12 protein-coding genes and 1 pseudogene are annotated in these 17,048 nt (G+C 42.3%); 10 read left to right on the top strand and 3 right to left on the bottom strand.

Going from position 1 to position 17,048, the window contains the following annotated elements; genetic code table 11:
• Together ACK5MF_RS03355 and ACK5MF_RS03350 are read left to right on the top strand one after the other, a co-directional pair.
• Positions 1-351, top strand: a pseudogene (locus ACK5MF_RS03355) (LysR family transcriptional regulator); the annotation flags it as partial.
• Between the two features lie 357 nt (positions 352-708).
• Entirely contained in the window at positions 709-2,703 is a 1,995-nt protein-coding gene (locus ACK5MF_RS03350; protein ID WP_416919360.1) for an alkyl/aryl-sulfatase, read from the top strand.
• Positions 2,704-2,829: 126 nt separating this feature from the next.
• Here the strand turns inward: ACK5MF_RS03350 and ACK5MF_RS03345 are convergent, their stop codons facing one another.
• Positions 2,830-4,851 carry an alkyl/aryl-sulfatase gene (locus ACK5MF_RS03345; protein WP_416919358.1) on the bottom strand — a complete coding sequence of 674 codons (2,022 nt, stop codon included), beginning with the start codon at positions 4,849-4,851 and terminating at the stop codon, positions 2,830-2,832.
• 381 nt (positions 4,852-5,232) lie between these two features.
• Between ACK5MF_RS03345 and ACK5MF_RS03340 the strand changes: the two genes are divergently transcribed.
• Both ACK5MF_RS03340 and ACK5MF_RS03335 read left to right on the top strand, forming a co-directional pair.
• Positions 5,233-5,967: a LysR family transcriptional regulator gene (locus ACK5MF_RS03340; RefSeq protein WP_416919356.1), complete on the top strand. Its 735-nt coding sequence runs from the start codon at positions 5,233-5,235 to the stop codon at positions 5,965-5,967.
• A 276-nt stretch (positions 5,968-6,243) separates the two neighbouring features.
• Positions 6,244-7,131: a DNA ligase gene (locus tag ACK5MF_RS03335; RefSeq protein ID WP_416919354.1), complete on the top strand. Its 888-nt coding sequence runs from the start codon at positions 6,244-6,246 to the stop codon at positions 7,129-7,131.
• A gap of 60 nt (positions 7,132-7,191) precedes the next feature.
• Here ACK5MF_RS03335 and ACK5MF_RS03330 read toward each other — a convergent pair whose 3' ends face one another.
• Positions 7,192-7,812, bottom strand: a complete 621-nt coding sequence (locus ACK5MF_RS03330; protein ID WP_416919352.1) for a LysE family translocator — start codon at positions 7,810-7,812, stop codon at positions 7,192-7,194.
• Positions 7,813-8,600: 788 nt separating this feature from the next.
• Here ACK5MF_RS03330 and ACK5MF_RS03325 point away from each other — a divergent pair.
• From ACK5MF_RS03325 to ACK5MF_RS03300, 6 genes are all read left to right on the top strand, one after another.
• Positions 8,601-9,329, top strand: coding sequence for a response regulator (locus tag ACK5MF_RS03325; RefSeq protein WP_416919350.1), 729 nt, complete (start codon positions 8,601-8,603; stop codon positions 9,327-9,329).
• Between the two features lie 5 nt (positions 9,330-9,334).
• Positions 9,335-10,789: an ATP-binding protein gene (locus ACK5MF_RS03320; protein ID WP_416919348.1), complete on the top strand. Its 1,455-nt coding sequence runs from the start codon at positions 9,335-9,337 to the stop codon at positions 10,787-10,789.
• 24 nt (positions 10,790-10,813) lie between these two features.
• Positions 10,814-12,061, top strand: a complete 1,248-nt coding sequence (locus ACK5MF_RS03315; protein WP_416919346.1) for an ABC transporter substrate-binding protein — start codon at positions 10,814-10,816, stop codon at positions 12,059-12,061.
• A 287-nt stretch (positions 12,062-12,348) separates the two neighbouring features.
• Positions 12,349-13,347 carry a TRAP transporter substrate-binding protein gene (locus ACK5MF_RS03310; protein WP_416919344.1) on the top strand — a complete coding sequence of 333 codons (999 nt, stop codon included), beginning with the start codon at positions 12,349-12,351 and terminating at the stop codon, positions 13,345-13,347.
• A gap of 259 nt (positions 13,348-13,606) precedes the next feature.
• Positions 13,607-14,269 (top strand): TRAP transporter small permease, encoded by a 663-nt coding sequence (locus tag ACK5MF_RS03305; RefSeq protein ID WP_416919342.1) that lies wholly within the window; start codon positions 13,607-13,609, stop codon positions 14,267-14,269.
• A 3-nt stretch (positions 14,270-14,272) separates the two neighbouring features.
• Positions 14,273-15,634 carry a TRAP transporter large permease gene (locus ACK5MF_RS03300; protein WP_416919340.1) on the top strand — a complete coding sequence of 454 codons (1,362 nt, stop codon included), beginning with the start codon at positions 14,273-14,275 and terminating at the stop codon, positions 15,632-15,634.
• Positions 15,635-15,701: 67 nt separating this feature from the next.
• Here the strand turns inward: ACK5MF_RS03300 and ACK5MF_RS03295 are convergent, their stop codons facing one another.
• Positions 15,702-17,042: a sigma-54-dependent transcriptional regulator gene (locus tag ACK5MF_RS03295; protein WP_416919338.1), complete on the bottom strand. Its 1,341-nt coding sequence runs from the start codon at positions 17,040-17,042 to the stop codon at positions 15,702-15,704.
• Between the last annotated feature and the right edge of the window lie 6 nt (positions 17,043-17,048).

Below are 17,048 nucleotides of genomic sequence, written 5' to 3'. Positions count from 1 at the left end.
GAAAGAAAACGTAATGAATCTTATGGTCTTTCTCATTATAGTTCTATTGATTTGACGAACCGAGATATTGCATATCACGGTCATTCTTTATATGGAAACATGATATTAAGTAGTCAATCTGATTATATCACAGTAGTACCGATTTCAATGGCAATGCAATTTAAAGATAGTTTGGGGTTGCAGATATTAAAACCACCTTTTGAACATAAGCCGATTTTAAATCATCTAATTTGGTTACCTAAATTTAATAACGACCCTGCTCATACATGGTTTCGTAAAGAAATTGAAAACAGCGCAAAAATTCGTAGAAAAAATAAACGTTATACTCAAACTACTTGGAGTTGCAGGTAGGCGACAAGTAAGTGAATCCCCATGAACATAGATAAACTATGTGATTGGGGTGAACGAACGCAGTCAACACCGCTGCGGCTTCAAGTAGGAAGAGTATAGTCAAAAGTGTCGAAGGTGTCGAAAATTCATCTTGGTCTACAAGCTTGACTCTTTCGGTAAATGAAAAGAGGTGACGTTTTAGTGGTAGGGCATCGGATTTTCTAGCGGTTAGCCGATGCTTTGACAATTCAGTGTGTTGGGTCTAAACCTTTATGTGTACAAATGCATACTTGGTTGAAGGAAGTAGCTTTTCTTATGCTAAACACGGAATCTATTTTTACAGTAGATATGATCCATCCATGATAATAGGAATATAACATGCGTGTGTTTTCCAAAAAGTCACTTTGCGTCGTTACTTTGATAGCTTTAGGGACGGCAAATGCCCAAGCCGCCAGCTACGATTTTAACTCGAAGTCGAAAAGTGCTACGAGTTATACAAAATCGTTAAATGAAGAGGTACTAAAAGCACTTCCTTTTAGTAATAAAGACGATTTTAAAAATGCAGATAAAGGGTTTATGGCGCCACTTATCGATGGTGGTTTGATCAAAGGAGTGGCTGATATCCCTGGTATGCAGTTTATGATGAATAAGGATGCCCCTGCGGAAGTGAACCCGAGCCTTTGGCGTCATTCTCAGTTGGTTAACCGCGGTGGTCTTTATGAAGTTTTAAAAGATAAAATTTATCAAGTTCGTGGCGCAGATCTTGCCAACTTGACTATCATCGAAACGGATGACGGTATTGTTCTTTACGATCTTTGTTTTTCTCCTGTAACAATGAAAAAGGCATTCGAACTGTATGAAAAACATCGTGGGAAAAGACCACTCAAAGGGGTGATTATCTCTCATTCTCACACTGACCACTTCGGTGGTATTTCAGCCATTACGGATTTAGGTCTTGCAACAGAAGAAGATTTTGCTAGCGGCAAAATTCCGATTTATGTTCCTGAACACTTTTTGAAAGAAGCGGTGAGTGAAAATGTTTTATACGGTAACGTTATGAGCCGTAGGGCGATGTTCCAATATGGCTTTGCGCTACCTAAAGGCCCTCATGGAACGGTTACTAATGCGTTAGGGCCTCTAACTCCTGGAGGGGAAAATGGTCTACCTTCCAGTGTGACAGAGATTACCCCACAGAATAGTGATGTTACCATTGATGGCGTTGAATTTAACTTCATGCTTGTTCCTGAAACAGAAGCTCCTTCAGAAATGGTTTTCTATATCCCTGAATGGAAGGCTTTATCCATGGCCGAGGATGTAAACCGTCTTCAACATAACGTTTATTCAATGCGTGGTGCAAAAATCCGAGATGCAGGTCGTTGGGCTAAATATATTCACCAGGCCGTTGTTAATTGGGGTGCGGATGTTGAAGTTCAGTTTGGACCGCATACCTGGCCTATGTGGGGCAACGACGATGTTATCACGTACTTAAAAAATCAACGAGATCTATACAAAGCCATCAATGACCAAACCAACCGACTTGCTAACTATGGTCTCCGTCCAAGGGACATTGCGCATAAGATTACCATTCCAGATCCTATTATGAAGAAATGGGAAAACCGGGATTATTATGGTCATTTTGAAAACAACGTCATTGCAACTTATGTACGTAACCTTGGCTGGTTTAACGCTAACCCAACGGAACTAGCGCGTCTGCCCGATGCTGAATCAGGAAAACGTTTTGTACAAGCATTTGGCAACGAAGAAACTGTTATCAATAAAGCGGTTGAATTTTATAACCAAGGTGATTATCCGTTCACTGTTGAGTTGTTAAATAAAATCGTTTCCTATAATGGCAAAAATAAAAAAGCAAACTACCTCATGGCTGACGCCTTCGAACAGCTCGGTTACCAAGAAGAATCTACTTTGGCACGAGGTTGGTATCTAACGGCTGCTGCTGAATTACGTGCAGATGAGAATCTTCCGCAAGCGGTTAATACTGCCGGTGTTGATGTGCTTAAAGCTATCCCTGCTGATTTAATGATGGATGTGTTTGCGACACGTATTGTTCCTGAAAAATCGATGCAAGTGGGTCGTATTGCGTTCCAATTGAAATTGAACGATGAAGTGTTTGGAATAGAAGTTGAAAATGGCGTCTTAAACTCAGCACCGGACTATAAACCTGAAGGCGCATCAACGACGATTGAAACGGATAACTTGACCATTTTTGCTGTACTCAGTGGTAAAACATCGATTAAAGATGCAGTGAAAGCAAAAACCATGACCATATCCGGCGAGGAAAAAGTATTTGCCAACTTTATCAGTGTGTTAGATAACAACATTCCGAATGGGTTTAACTTAGTTAAACCTAACTGAGTTAGCGAATAAGGACAGCCACTCTGTTTTTGAACCTCTCTGTTTTTTAAGAGATGTGCTCAAAAAAATCCCCCGATGAAAATCGGGGGATTTATCTTGGAAAGACTCAGCTTACTGATAATCTAACTATTTAATTTGGTTTTCCTTTTGTAATGGCAATACCAAATTCATGTTGTTCTTAATACTCAAATCGAACAAACCAGTTAACTTAGACAAGGCTTTTTGGTCACCAGTAACCGTCGCTTTGTTGCTTTTCACTAAGCCATTCAAGTCAGCTTTACCGTTTAAGAAAGCTAACAGGTCTGATTTGCCAATTTCTAGCTCAGCCACTGCTTTAGAAGATTGGCTGCCCGCTAGGGTATTAAACACGCCGTTATGCAAATCAATCATGAACTTGTCGTCACCTTTTAACTTCAGGTTAAATTCATAGTTGCCGACTTTTTCAGCTTTAAGCTGGTCTATTCTTACTCCTAGGAATGCCATCAGTTTATCGCCAGGTAAAGAAGCGATGACCTCAGGTGATGAAGTGTCTAATCCGTTTGGAATGTTGCCTCCAGAACGAAGCTCCTGTGCACCGGCAAGGTACCAGTTGCGATGTAACGCAGTCTCTTCTTGATAACCCAACTGCTCTAATGCATCTGCCATTAGTAATACTGCTTTTCTGTTTGCAGGGTCAGATGCAACAATGTTGTTGAGTAGTTCAGCGGTGAAGCGGTAATCACCAGAATTAAAGGAATTTAGCGCCGCCTCAAGAATTTTATCTTCTCCTCCGAAAGCTTTGACATAACGTTTACCGCGTTCCGCATCCGGATAAGCCGCGAGTTTAGCTGCATTACCATCGTACCAGCCTAAGTTTCGAATATAAGTCGATTTTAGGTTGTTTTTAGTATTGCCGTAATAAGGGCGGTTGTCCCATTTGTTAAATACGGATTTTGGCAGCTTAGCGTTTTCAGCGATTTCATCAGGCCCGTAACCGTAGTTAGCATAACGTAAAGTCGTGTCAAACATAGATTGATATAGATCGCGTTGATCCTTGAGATATTCAACTACGTTGTCATTTCCCCAAACCGGCCAAGTGTGTGGACCAAAATTGACTTCAACTTTGTCGCCCCAACGTTCTACGGCCTGATTAATGTATTTTGCCCACGCTGCTGAGTCACGAATTTGTGCGCCACGTAAGGTATAGATATTGTGTTGCAGATGGCTAACATCTTCCGCCATTGATAACGCATTCCACTGTGGAATGTACATAACCATTTCCGCAGGAGCTTCAGAATGTGGTGTTAGATAGAATACGAAATCAACACCATCAATAGTGATCTTTTCATTGTCTTTCGTTATAAAGCGGTTCGGGATTGGCAGTGAAGAAGCGCTATTGGCTAGAGCGGGACCTAAAGACCCTGTCACAATTCCCTTTTCATTGATATCTAATACGTTTCCGTATTGGTAGCCAGCCCTGCGGGCCATGATATTACCAGCAAGTACGTTTTCACTCACGGCTTCTTCAACAAAGCCTTGTGGTGCAATGACTGGTAGCTTACCGCTTTTAACATCTTCAGGAGTTGCCAGACCAGCATCATAAATACCTGAGAAACCGCCAAAATGGTCAGCATGGCTATGGGATATAATAACACCGACAAGGGGACGTTTACCTCGTTCTTTCATGTATAGATCAATCGAGGCTTTAAGTGTCTTCCCTGAATATTCGACATCAAAAAATACCATGCCTTTATCTGTTTCGATAATCGTCAGATTCGATAAATCTTGACCGCGTACTTGATAAATATGCTCATTAACTTTGTATAAGCCACCACGGTTAACTAATTGGGCGTGACGCCATAAACTAGGATTAACGGATGCTGGTGCTTTTTTACCTTGCATGTAATTCAGGCCGGTCGCGTTAAAAATGCCTTCAATGTCGCCATTATTGAGTAATGGTGCAATTAGCCCTTTATCCGCATCAGCAAAAGCGTCTTTGTTTTTAAAATCCAATTCGTTATAAACCTGATCATTGGCTTGCTTTGTGTAGGCGCTCGCATCTTTTACATCTGGGGTAAATTTATATTCGTTGCTGGCCCAAACCGGAGACGAAAGTAACATCGCCAATGACGACGCTGTTAGCGTTAAATTTGTTTTGATATTGGTCATAGGGATCTCTTATTGAACTATGGATGACCTGACGAAGTTTATAGCCGTAATGTCGCACTTCAAGGTATAACCTTTTTCCACTTTTTGGAAAATGTATATAATTATTATTTATGATAGTATTGGTTCGTATGGTTGAAGCATATAATGGTTTTATTTTTGAATGTAATATATCAATGATGTAAATAAATTTACCTATAGTATTATTTAGATATACCCTTCCTACTTGAAGCTGCAGCGCTTTATGTTTTGGTATGGGGGCTACGTTCGTTCACCCCAATCACATAGTTTATCTATGCTCATGGGGATTCACTCACTTGCCACCTACCTGCAACTTCAAGTAGTTTGGGTATAGCAAAATTATTATAAAATATAAGGGACGTTATGAATTATCCGTATCAGCTATTGCCTTTGCTCGTTGCTATTATAGAAGAAAAGCATTTAGGAAGGGCTGGGGCTAGATTAAAACTTTCACAGCCAGCGGTAAGTAGAGCATTAACAAAGTTACGTGAACAATATCAAGATCCTTTAGTTATACGGACAGCAAATGGTGTCGAGCCTACAGTTTTTGCACAACAAATATATCCTACGCTGTTACGTAGTCTTAATGAACTGGATACCACTTTTGCTTCAAATGTCGAGTTTGACCCTCATGCAAGACCATATCGCTTTTCTATTGCTTGTACTTCATTGATTAATTATTCATTACTCCCTGAACTAGTGGAGAAATTCAGTAAAGCATATCCCAATATTGGTATAGATATTCATTTTCTCACTGGACGAAATGTGACATTTCAATTGCGAAATAAGGAACATGATTTCTTTATAGATACAGATATTGGAAGTTCAGAAACATTGAATAAAAAAATTATCTATAAAGATAAACTTGTCCTCTGCTGTCGAAAGGATCATCCAAGAATTCAAAATGACTATATTTCTATGCAAGATTATCTTAAAGAGAAGCACGTTACTATTGCCAGTTGGCAGAAAAGTGGAAATTTAATTACTGATGAACAAATTAAGGGTATTGATTCTAGAAAAATTGCGGTTACAACTGTGGGGATAATTGAGTCATTATGTTTGTTTGTCCAATATGAGGAATGTGGTGTTATTTTCTGATCTCTTCTCAATCAAGCCTGTGAAATTAATGTTTGATGATAATTATTATAATCTCTGCCTTTATTGGCATCCTTCTAGGGATAATGATCATGCGAATCGTTGGTTTCGTGAAGAAATTATTAAAATTGCATCATCTAATTATTAGTTTAATTAGCCCACTGAAATTTCTGATTCTGTCGTAAAGTATTATTTTCCTTCGATAGCACCGAAAAATTGAGCGCTGTAGATAGGTTTGTTAGCGGTAGTGTGATGTTATTGCACTGTATTTGGCGGCTAATGGAAGATGTATCTATGAGGAAAACAGATCTATTTAAAATCGGTCAACATATCGTATTTTTTACTGTTGGCGTGTCTGGAATAAGCTTTAGTGAAAATGTCGTTGCACAAGTAGAACCATATGTTGCACTCGCGAGTGAGTATGAAAGTGGGTTGCCGCTCAATCACTATTGGATGAGTGAGAAGCTCGATGGCATTCGGGCAATTTGGACCGGGAAAGCGCTACTTACTCGAAAAGGCAAGTTAATTCATGCCCCTGATTGGTTTCTTAAGATGTTACCGGATTTCGCTATAGAAGGTGAATTGTGGTGTGGAAGAGAGCGGTTTAATTTGGTACAGAGCACGGTATTAGATCAAGTTCCTGATGAACAACGTTGGCGTCAGGTGCGTTTTATGTTGTTCGATATGCTTGACGCCGATGAAACGTGGAGTTTTGCGCTACGTTATCGCAAGTTGGCTGACTGGGTTGAGAAGAATGATGCTGCAAATGTTGGATATATAGAGCAGCGAGAAATAGCATCAGAACACGCACTGCTGGCACACTTAGACTCGGTGACGAATGCTGGTGGAGAAGGCGTTATGCTCAGACGAATAGACAGTCTGTATCGGCCGGGAAGGACTGACGATCTAATTAAAGTTAAAAAATATCAAGATGCCGAAGCCAAAGTGATTGGCTATAAGACCGGAACAGGAAAATACCAAGGGCTTATGGGATCGATCTTAGTACAGGCTGAGAGCGGTGTTACTTTTTACATTGGGTCTGGTTTTACTGATGAGCAACGAAAATATCCTCCTGCAATCGGAGACGTTGTAACTTATCGCTTCAATGGTTATACCAACAATAAGTTACCAAGGTTTGCTCGTTTTATGAGAGTGAAAAGAGAATAGCTAGCCGTTTTGCTAGTGAAAATTCGCACTCATCAGTATTCAGTCCAGTATTTCAGTGACCTAACTCAAAAATAACCATACACCGACACCCATCATGAGCGTTCCTGAAATACGGTTCATTAGACGAACATTCTGAGTTTTACCTAATGCGCGTTTAAGACCTTTACCACCTGTGGCGTAAAGCGTCATACAGACGAATTCCGACACCATAATGATGGAGACCAGAAACAGTAGTTGTGGTGTCAGACTGATGGATTGGTCGATAAAAGGTGGCAACAATGAAATCATAAATGCCCAACCTTTAGGGTTAGCAATAGCGGTCACAAAGCCTTGGGCGGTGAGTCCCCAGTTACTGCCTTGATATGACTCTGCATTATCTAGATTTAAGGCAAGTTTACCTCTCGATAGCCACATTTGAACGCCGAGATAGAACAGGTAACAAGCACCGATCAATTTGAATACCGTAAATAGCCAAGGGTAGGTAAGCATAACGGCTGCAATACCCACAACAGCAGAAACCGCCACAAGTGCTACGCCAACTAATTCTCCTACCATCATCCAAAGGGTGCGTTTGTACCCTATGGTCATACCTAATGTCAGTGCGAGCGTCATACACATGCCTGGGGTGATAGAAACAAAGAAAAAGGTAGGAATAAACATTCCTAACAGCGCGGTATTCATAGCGATATCCATATCTTGAGAGTAAGGGAATTACAATAAGCGTACAGTGAGTAACGATCAATATTTGTTTGACGCAGTTCGCAGAAAAATTAGCATGTTAGTGAAATGTAATCAATAACGTACAGGGTTACTTATCGTTTTGTATTGTGGAGGACGTGTAACTTACGTTGTAACAAAAATTTAATTTGTCCAGATATTGCTCAATTGGAAAATTTTCATCATATTGTCATTACATTGTCATATTTATCGAGGAGAGCATTATGCATGTAGAAATGATTCAACCAAGTTTGTTGGGTGTTATTGGTCGCACGCTAGTGTTTTCCCTAGTTGCGTTAATTAGTGTTGTTGCTTTGATTTAGACACCAAAAATCAAGTACGACTAGAGAGCCTCAAACGAATTGGGGCTTTTTTTGTATCTCCAATTTATCACCTAGTATTTGACTAGGGTATTTGCTACCGTTTGCACAAATAAATTTGCTCAATCAATCCTTGTGAGAAATGTTATGTCATTTTGGGATAGCGTCACTTTAACCACTCGTTTTAGCTGAGCTGCTGAAAAATTCTTATGCTGAGCAGCCGCACAACGAGCAGTATGCGCAGTTACCTCCAGAGTGGGGCAAAAAGTTAGAGATAAATTGTTCTTCGTGAGAACGTTTACAGCAATTTGACTGAATTATGTGATCTTTATCCAACTTGAATTCAAGTTTTGGTGAAATAAACGTAATCAAGAAAGAGTTACAGTTATAGAATCGAACCACCATTTGTTACACTCGGAATACGGAACAAGCATGCTGGAAGACACTCGCATCCTCGTCGTTGATGATGATAAAGAAATATGTGAGCTACTAGATGAGTATCTCAGTAAATCAGGCTTTAACGTGGCCGCAGTGGGAGATGGCGTTGAGCTTCAGTCTCACTTAAACGCCAACGGTTATCCCGATCTTATCTTGCTTGATGTGATGTTGCCCGGTGATGATGGCTTTGACATATGCCAGAGCATTCGCCGTGATTCTAATGTACCTATCATTATGCTAACTGCGGTCTCTGACGAAACCGATCAAATCATCGGTTTGGAAATTGGAGCCGATGACTACATTGCTAAACCTTTCAGCCCAAGACAGCTAGTGGCTCGAATAAAGGCGGTGTTACGCAGATTCAATGCCAATGAAGAAAAGGGTGAAGAAGTTTTACCTAAGCAGGTGATGTTTGGTGAGTGGCGTTTAGATACTACCTCTCACCGTATGGTGCACGCGCAAAGCCATGAAGAACATGATCTTTCCGGTAGTGACTTTGCACTTTTAATGCTGTTTTTAACCAATCCGACTGAAGTGATTAATAAAAATACCATCTCTATGGCGACGCGGGGGCGTGAAGCTCTGCCTTACGAGCGCGGGATTGATGTGCAATTGAGCCGTTTGCGGCAGCGTTTAGGTAGTAGTGAGCGATTCCCTCACTACATCAAAACCATGCGCGGTAACGGTTACAAGTTAGCTATTCCCGTTGAATATGAGCATTAACTGCTATGCCTGTTGGTCGCTTTTGCAAGAGCTTTAAACCCAATTCGTTGGTGGCTCGTACGTTATTACTGACACTTCTCGCCGTGGTGCTTGCCCAAGGCATCGCTACTTCCGTTTGGTATAGCCAATCAAAAGCCAAAGAGCTCGAAGGTATTCATTCTGCCTCTGCCAGTATGGCCGGTATGTTTGCCTCGACAGTTACGTTTTTCCAGTCTCTTCCCGTCCGTTATCGCCACATTATTTTGGATCAAATTCGAAATATGGGGGGGACGCGTTTTTTTGTCTCTTTTAACAAAGAAAGCTTAATTGTTGAACCGGTAGAAGAAACGAGCCTCAAAAAAGCATCGGTGAATGCAGTCAAAGAAGTGTTGAATGATAAACTGACCAATGTGGGACAGGTGCTGGTGGATTTCTCGCGACCTGAAAGGCTACGTCTTTTGAAAAACAGCATTTTTATGAATGACTTACCCAAATCATGGGTCCATCACACCCTGACTTTGGAACCTTTGAACCCACCTGTCATGGTGGTGCAAATTGAGCTCAATGAAAAAGAGTGGATATACATCGCGGCTCTACTGCCTTCGCCATACATTACTTTGGATGACCCTATCATAGGCAAAGAGCAGATTATTTACCTGTTTTGTTCAACCTCAATATTGCTAGTACTTACTTACTTGCTGATGCGCAGACAAGTTAGGCCTTTGAAGAATTTGGCTCGCGCTGCCAATGACATGAGCATGGGGATTGAACAACGACCATTAAACGAAGAAGGTGCCAGTGAGTTAATTACTGCCACCCGAGCATTTAACCTGATGCAACAGCGTATTCGTCGTTATGTCTCAGATAGGGAAAATCTATTCTCAGCCATCTCGCATGACTTAAAAACACCGATTACCCGGTTGAGATTGCGGGCTGAACTGTTGGACGATGAGCTAAAACGCGAGAAATTTAACCGAGATTTGGATGAACTCGAAATGATGGTTAAAGGTGCTTTACAGTGTGTTCGAGATACCGATTTGCATGAAAATAACGACTATATTGACCTCAATGAGCTCATTATGTCGATTGCAGAAGGGCATAACCTCACCACTCAAAATGTTCACTTTAAACCGATATCCATTGAACCCATTGTGGCTAAACCGTTAGCCATGAAGCGAGCACTCACTAATCTGATTAATAACGGTGTCAAGTATGGACATGAAGTCTGGATAACTCTCGACGAAACGGAAGATTGGATTACGGTGACGCTTGAAGACCGAGGTCCGGGTATCCCTAAAGATAAACTCGAAACGGTATTTGAACCTTATTTTCGTATTGCTAATGACAATGAAGGTCACGGGCTTGGTTTGGGTATCAGTCGAAGCATACTTCGCGGTCACGGAGGAGATATGGTGATTGAAAATCTGCTTAGTGGTGGTTTGCGAGTGAAACTGTTTATCCCTCCGACTCTTGAAGTCTAACTTCCTTACTTACACGGAAATATCATGAAATTGAATAAAGTCTTACTCGTCGCTTCATTACTTTCCTCTGCAAATAGTGTATTAGCAAGTGACGTGGAGGTGCTGCACTGGTGGACGGCAGGTGGTGAAGCAAATGCGATTTCTGTTCTTAAAGACATGGTCGAGCAGCAAGGGTACTCATGGATTGATTTCGGCGTAGAAGGCGGTGGCGGTGAAAGTGCGATGAGAGTGTTAAGAACTCGCGCGGTTTCCGGTAATCCCCCTTCTGCGGCCAATATTAAAGGTCCCGATATTCAAGAGTGGGCACGACTTGGCTTTTTGACCAACTTAAATAGCGTGGCGAAACCCGATCACTGGGACGATGTGATTCCTAAAATGATCACGGAGGTCATGAAGTACGACAATCACTATGTTGCTGTTCCCGTCAATGTGCACCGCGTGAACTGGCTTTGGGCTAATTCAGAGGTATTTGCTAAAGCCGGTGCAAAAATTCCCACCACAATGGAGGAATTTTTTACCGCTGCGGAAAAAATCAAAGCCACAGGTTTAATTCCTTTAGCTCACGGTGGTCAACCTTGGCAAGATGCCACGCTGTTTGAAGTTGTCGCTCTCGATGTGTTGGGAGCGAAAGACTACATAAAAGCCTTTGTCGATCTGGATATGGACATTTTAGGCGGTGAAAAAATGATTGAGGTTTTCACTAAGTTTAAACGTGTCCGAAGCTATGTTGACAATAACTCTCCCGAAAGACACTGGATGACAGCAACCTCCATGGTGATTAACGGTGAAGCGGGAATGCAGATAATGGGTGACTGGGCAAAAGGTGAATTCACTGCGGCAGGAAAGGTACCGGGAAAAGATTATGCCTGTGCGCCTGCATTTGGTACGGCTGGAAAATTCACTTACAACGTCGACAGTTTCGCCTTCTTTGAACTTCAGGATGAAGAAAATTTTAAAGCGCAAAAAGCGCTTGCATCTACCATTCTTTCTCCCAAGTTTCAGGAAATCTTCAACTTAAATAAGGGCTCAATTCCTGTACGGCTTGATATGGATATGTCCCATTTCGACCAGTGTGCGTTGGATTCAATGAAAGACTTTAAATCATCGGCTCAAACGGGCGATCTTGTGCCCAGTATGGCACATGGCATGTCGACTGCAGGTTATGTTCAAGGTGCGATGTTTGATGTGATCACCAATTTCTTTAACGACCAAAGTGCTGTTCCCGAAGAGGCGGTAAAGCGCCTTGCTAAGGTTGTTAAATCTGCAATGTAGCAGCACAGATTTTTACCTCTAAAACAGGTTTACCACTAAAACATATTCACCTCTAAAAAACTTGGCGGGAAATGACACATACGCCTTTTTTCGGTGTGTCATTTTCCACCCATTTTTCAACACCTTACTGTCTCTCCTATTGATATTACAATTGGAAATTAAATTTAACTTATTGTTTTTTAAAGGTTTTTAACTAATTGTTGCAACTTGGCTTACTCCTTGCCTTATAAAGTTTATGCAGCGCTCATTGATGAGTTTGCTGATGATATAAACCAAGGAGAATAATAATGTTAAAGCCTTTTACCCTACTCACTGCCTCTATCCTAGCTGTGACCAGTTTCAATGCTGCGGCTAACTGTGACCCTGGTGAAATCGTGATTAAATTTAGTCACGTAACCAATACCGACAAACACCCGAAAGGTATCGCAGCAACACTGCTTGAACAACGTGTTAACCAAGAGATGAATGGTAAAGCTTGTATGCAAGTTTACCCAAACTCGACGCTATACGATGATGATAAAGTTCTTGAAGCATTGTTGAACGGCGATGTTCAGTTAGCGGCTCCGTCTCTGTCCAAATTTGAAAAATTTACCAAAAAGTTCCGCCTTTTCGACTTGCCTTTCCTTTTTGAAGACGTAGACGCAGTAGACCGTTTCCAAACCTCTGAAGCCGGCGAACAGCTAAAGAACTCAATGACTCGTCGTGGTGTAAAAGGTCTTGAATTTTGGCACAACGGTATGAAACAAATTTCTGCTAACAAACCAATCCTGGTTCCAGCCGATGCGAAAGGTCTTAAATTCCGGGTTCAGGCATCTGATGTGCTAGTCGCGCAGTTTGAGCAGCTCAACGCCAACCCGCAAAAAATGTCGTTTGCTGAAGTATATGGTGGTCTGCAAACCAAAGTTATCGATGGTCAGGAAAACACCTGGTCGAACACTTACGGTCAAAAATACTTCGAAGTTCAAGATGGTATTACTGAAACCAACCACGGCATTCTGGATTACCTAGTCGTAACTTCATCTAAATGGTGGGACGGTTTACCAGCCGATGTGCGCGATCAGCTAGCAACCATCCTTAATGAAGTCACAGTGGCTCGAAATGCGGAGTCAAATAAAGTTGAAGAGCAAAACAAGCAATACATTCTTGAAGCAGGTGGTGTGGTGCGTCAACTTACACCAGAACAACGCCAGCAATGGGTTGATGCACTGAAACCTGTTTGGAAGAAATTCGAGAAAGATATTGGTAGTGATCTGATTGATGCCGCCTTGGCTTCAAACAACAAGTAATGATGTTTGCCTCTGCTCGTTTCGTGCAGGGGCTTATTATACCAATTACGTGACAGCAATAACGATTACACCCTTCCTACTTGAAGCTGCAGCGCTTTATGTTTTGGTATGGGGGCTACGTTCGTTCACCCCAATCACGCATGGTAATCTGTGGTCATGGGGATTCACTCACTTGCCGCCTACCTGCAACTTCAAGTAGTTTGGGTATAAAACAATAACGGTTATAACAATAACGATTACAACAAGAGCTAAGTATCTTATGGAACAGTCATTTTTTGCCAAAGTCGGTCGTATCACTGATAAAGCGGAAGAGACATTAATTGCCTTCTTCTTAGGTGCAATGACACTACTTACCTTTGTCAATGTAGTGCTGCGCTATCTGTTTAACGACAATATTCTCTGGGCGCTAGAGCTAACGGTGTTTATGTTTGCGTGGATGGTACTTGTCGGCGCCTCCTATGGGGTTAAAAAACATTTTCACATTGGCGTTGACGTCATCATCAATAAAGCACCGCCAGCAGGTCGTAAAATCTATGCGCTGATTGCCATTTCTTGCTGTTTAACTTTTTCCACTTTGCTGCTTATCGGCTCATGGAATTATTGGTATCCGTTTGCAACCGAGCGAGCTTGGTACGAAACCGACGATATTCCTATGCCAGAGATGCTGCAATTTTTGGCGGACTGGCTTAATGAAGGCGAACGTTACGAAAAGCTGCCTCGCTTCATCCCTTATATGGCGTTGCCAATGAGTATGGCAATGTTGACCTTTCGCTTCCTGCAGATCGCTTATCAGATTTTAACCGGCAAATTGGACCGAATGATCGCAGGTCATGAAGCCGAAGAAGATCTTGATGCACTAAAAGCCGAATTGGCAGATGTGGAAGATGTCATGAGTGCGAATAATAACAATAAGGAGCAGTAAACCATGGCTATTTTGGTGTTATTTTTACTCGTCATCGGTTTTATGCTGATTGGCGTACCTATTGCGGTATCACTTGGTCTAGCAAGTATTTTGTTTTTAATGTGGCATTCTGATGCATCACTGGCTTCGGTGGCACAAACTCTGTTTAATGCCTTTGAAGGTCACTACACACTTTTAGCTATTCCATTTTTTATTTTGGCGTCGAGCTTTATGTCTACCGGCGGTGTAGCAAAACGTATTATTCGCTTTGCGATTGCGATGGTAGGTTGGTTCCGCGGTGGTTTAGCGGTGGCGTCTGTTGTCGCTTGTATGATGTTCGCCGCGCTATCTGGCTCTTCACCCGCAACAGTGGTGGCTATCGGTAGTATCGTCATAGCCGGAATGGTGAAAAATGGCTACAGCAAAGAGTTTGCGGCAGGCGTTATTTGTAACGCTGGTACGCTGGGTATTCTTATTCCACCATCAATCGTGATGGTTGTGTACTCTGCAGCGACTAACGTATCTGTTGGACGTATGTTCCTTGGCGGGGTAATTCCGGGATTGCTAGCGGGTCTAATGTTGATCATTGCGATCTACATTACTGCACGTATCAAAAATCTACCAAGACAACCTTTTGTCGGTTGGAAAGAAGCAATATCAGCAGCGAAAGATGCTAGCTGGGGTTTATTGCTAGTGGTGATTATTCTTGGCGGTATTTATGGTGGCATCTTTACGCCAACCGAGGCAGCAGCAGTTGCAGCTGTGTATTCATTCTTTATTGCCAACTTTATTTACCGCGATATGGGACCGTTCGCTGATAAGAACAATACCAAACCATTCCTTGTTAAAGCGGTTGAAACTTTTGTTCATAAAGATACGCAAAATACGCTGTATGACGCAGGTAAACTGACGATTATGTTGCTGTTTATCATTGCTAACGCTCTGATTTTGAAGCATGTACTGACCGAAGAACGCGTACCTCAGATGATCACCGAATCTATGCTTTCTGCTGGCTTAGGTCCAATTGCTTTCCTAATTGTTGTCAACGTATTGTTGTTGATTGGTGGTCAGTTTATGGAACCATCAGGCCTGCTGATCATTGTGGCTCCATTAGTGTTCCCAATCGCGATTCAGTTAGGCATTGACCCCATTCACTTAGGTATCATGATGGTCGTGAACATGGAGATAGGTATGATAACGCCACCAGTAGGTCTCAACCTGTTTGTCACCGCGGGGGTGGCAAAGATGTCGATGGTGGATGTCGTCAAAGCCGCCTTGCCATGGGTAGGCATTATGTTCCTATTCTTAATTATCGTAACCTATGTACCGATTGTATCGACTTGGTTACCTACATTACTAATGGGACCGGAAATTATCACCAAATAAAAGTGATGAAGTGAGATGGAAAAACGCCTGGCATTGCTGGGCGTTTTTCTGCCGTTTGGCACTACTTTTACTCTTTGTAGTTATCTTTATTTATCTGATATTTCTGCATTTTATCGTAGAGTGTTTTTCGCGGAATGTTGAGGATTTCCATGGTGTCTTTAATGCTGCCGGAGCACTCAATCAGCGTGTGCTCGATCAGTGACTTTTCGTACTCAGCCACTTGATCTGCAAGGCTGGTTAATACCTTAGCGTTGTTGCGTTGCTCACCAAGTTCGGAAAGCTTCCCAAGTAACACATAGCGCTCGGCTGCATTACGTAGCTCTCTGACATTCCCTGGCCAATCATGGCTGAGCAGGGCTTGCAAAGCGTTGTGAGGTAAAGCGGTAGCGGCTTTTCCGTAGCGAGCGGCTGCCACCAGCAGAAAGTGATGAAAGAGGGCGGGGATATCTTCCCGGCGCTGGCGAAGCGGTGGTATATCAAGAGTCACTATGTTAAGTCGGTAATAGAGATCTTGGCGAAAGCTTCCTTCTTGGGCTGCCTTTTTTAAATCAACTTTGCTTGCTGCGATAACGCGAATATCCAGTGGGATCAGTTCATTCGAACCGACTCGTTCAATAACCCGTTCCTGCAACACGCGTAGTAAACGAATTTGAGCTTGCATCGGCATGGATTCAATCTCATCAAGAAACAGAGTCCCACCTTGCGCATGTTCAAACTTACCGATACGTTTGCTGTCGGCACCGGTAAACGCGCCTTTTTCGTGTCCGTAGAGTTCACTTTCGATAAGGTTTTCCGGTACTGCACCGCAGTTAACCGCCACGAAGTTTTTTTCACGTCTTGAGCTTTGTTCATGCAGAGAACGAGCAATAAGTTCTTTACCCGTACCGGTCTCACCAAACAGAAGTATGTCGGCATTGGTGTCGGCAATGTGAGTAATGGTTTCTCTTAATGCAATGATGCTGTTGGTTTCACCGATGATCCTCGGACCAAGAGTCTGGCTGGCTTTAAGGCTACGTTTTAATTGTTGGTTTTCCAACGTCAGTTTTCTGCGCTCGATAGCTCGATTGACCGTTTCAATCAGCCTTTCCGGCGCGAAGGGCTTCTCGATAAAATCATAAGCGCCGTCATGCATTGCTTGCACAGCCATGGAGATATCACCATGGCCAGTGATAAGAATGACCGGTACATCACTGTCCTGATGATGAATAGAAGACAGTAGATTTTGGCCACTGAGCCCGGGTAGACAAATGTCTGTCACCACTACCATAGGTAGTTTGTCTTGCTTAATGGTCAGCAACGCCTCCTCTGCGCTAGCGAAAAACTTGGCATCAATATCTGCCAGTTCAAAGCTCTGTTCGATTGCTATTCGAATATCCGATTCGTCATCAATAAAAAATACATCGCACATACATTT

Origin of the sequence: Vibrio sp. (assembly GCF_047973365.1) — a bacterium.
Classification (GTDB): domain Bacteria; phylum Pseudomonadota; class Gammaproteobacteria; order Enterobacterales; family Vibrionaceae; genus Vibrio.
This window is presented reverse-complemented; position numbering and strand designations above follow the sequence as displayed.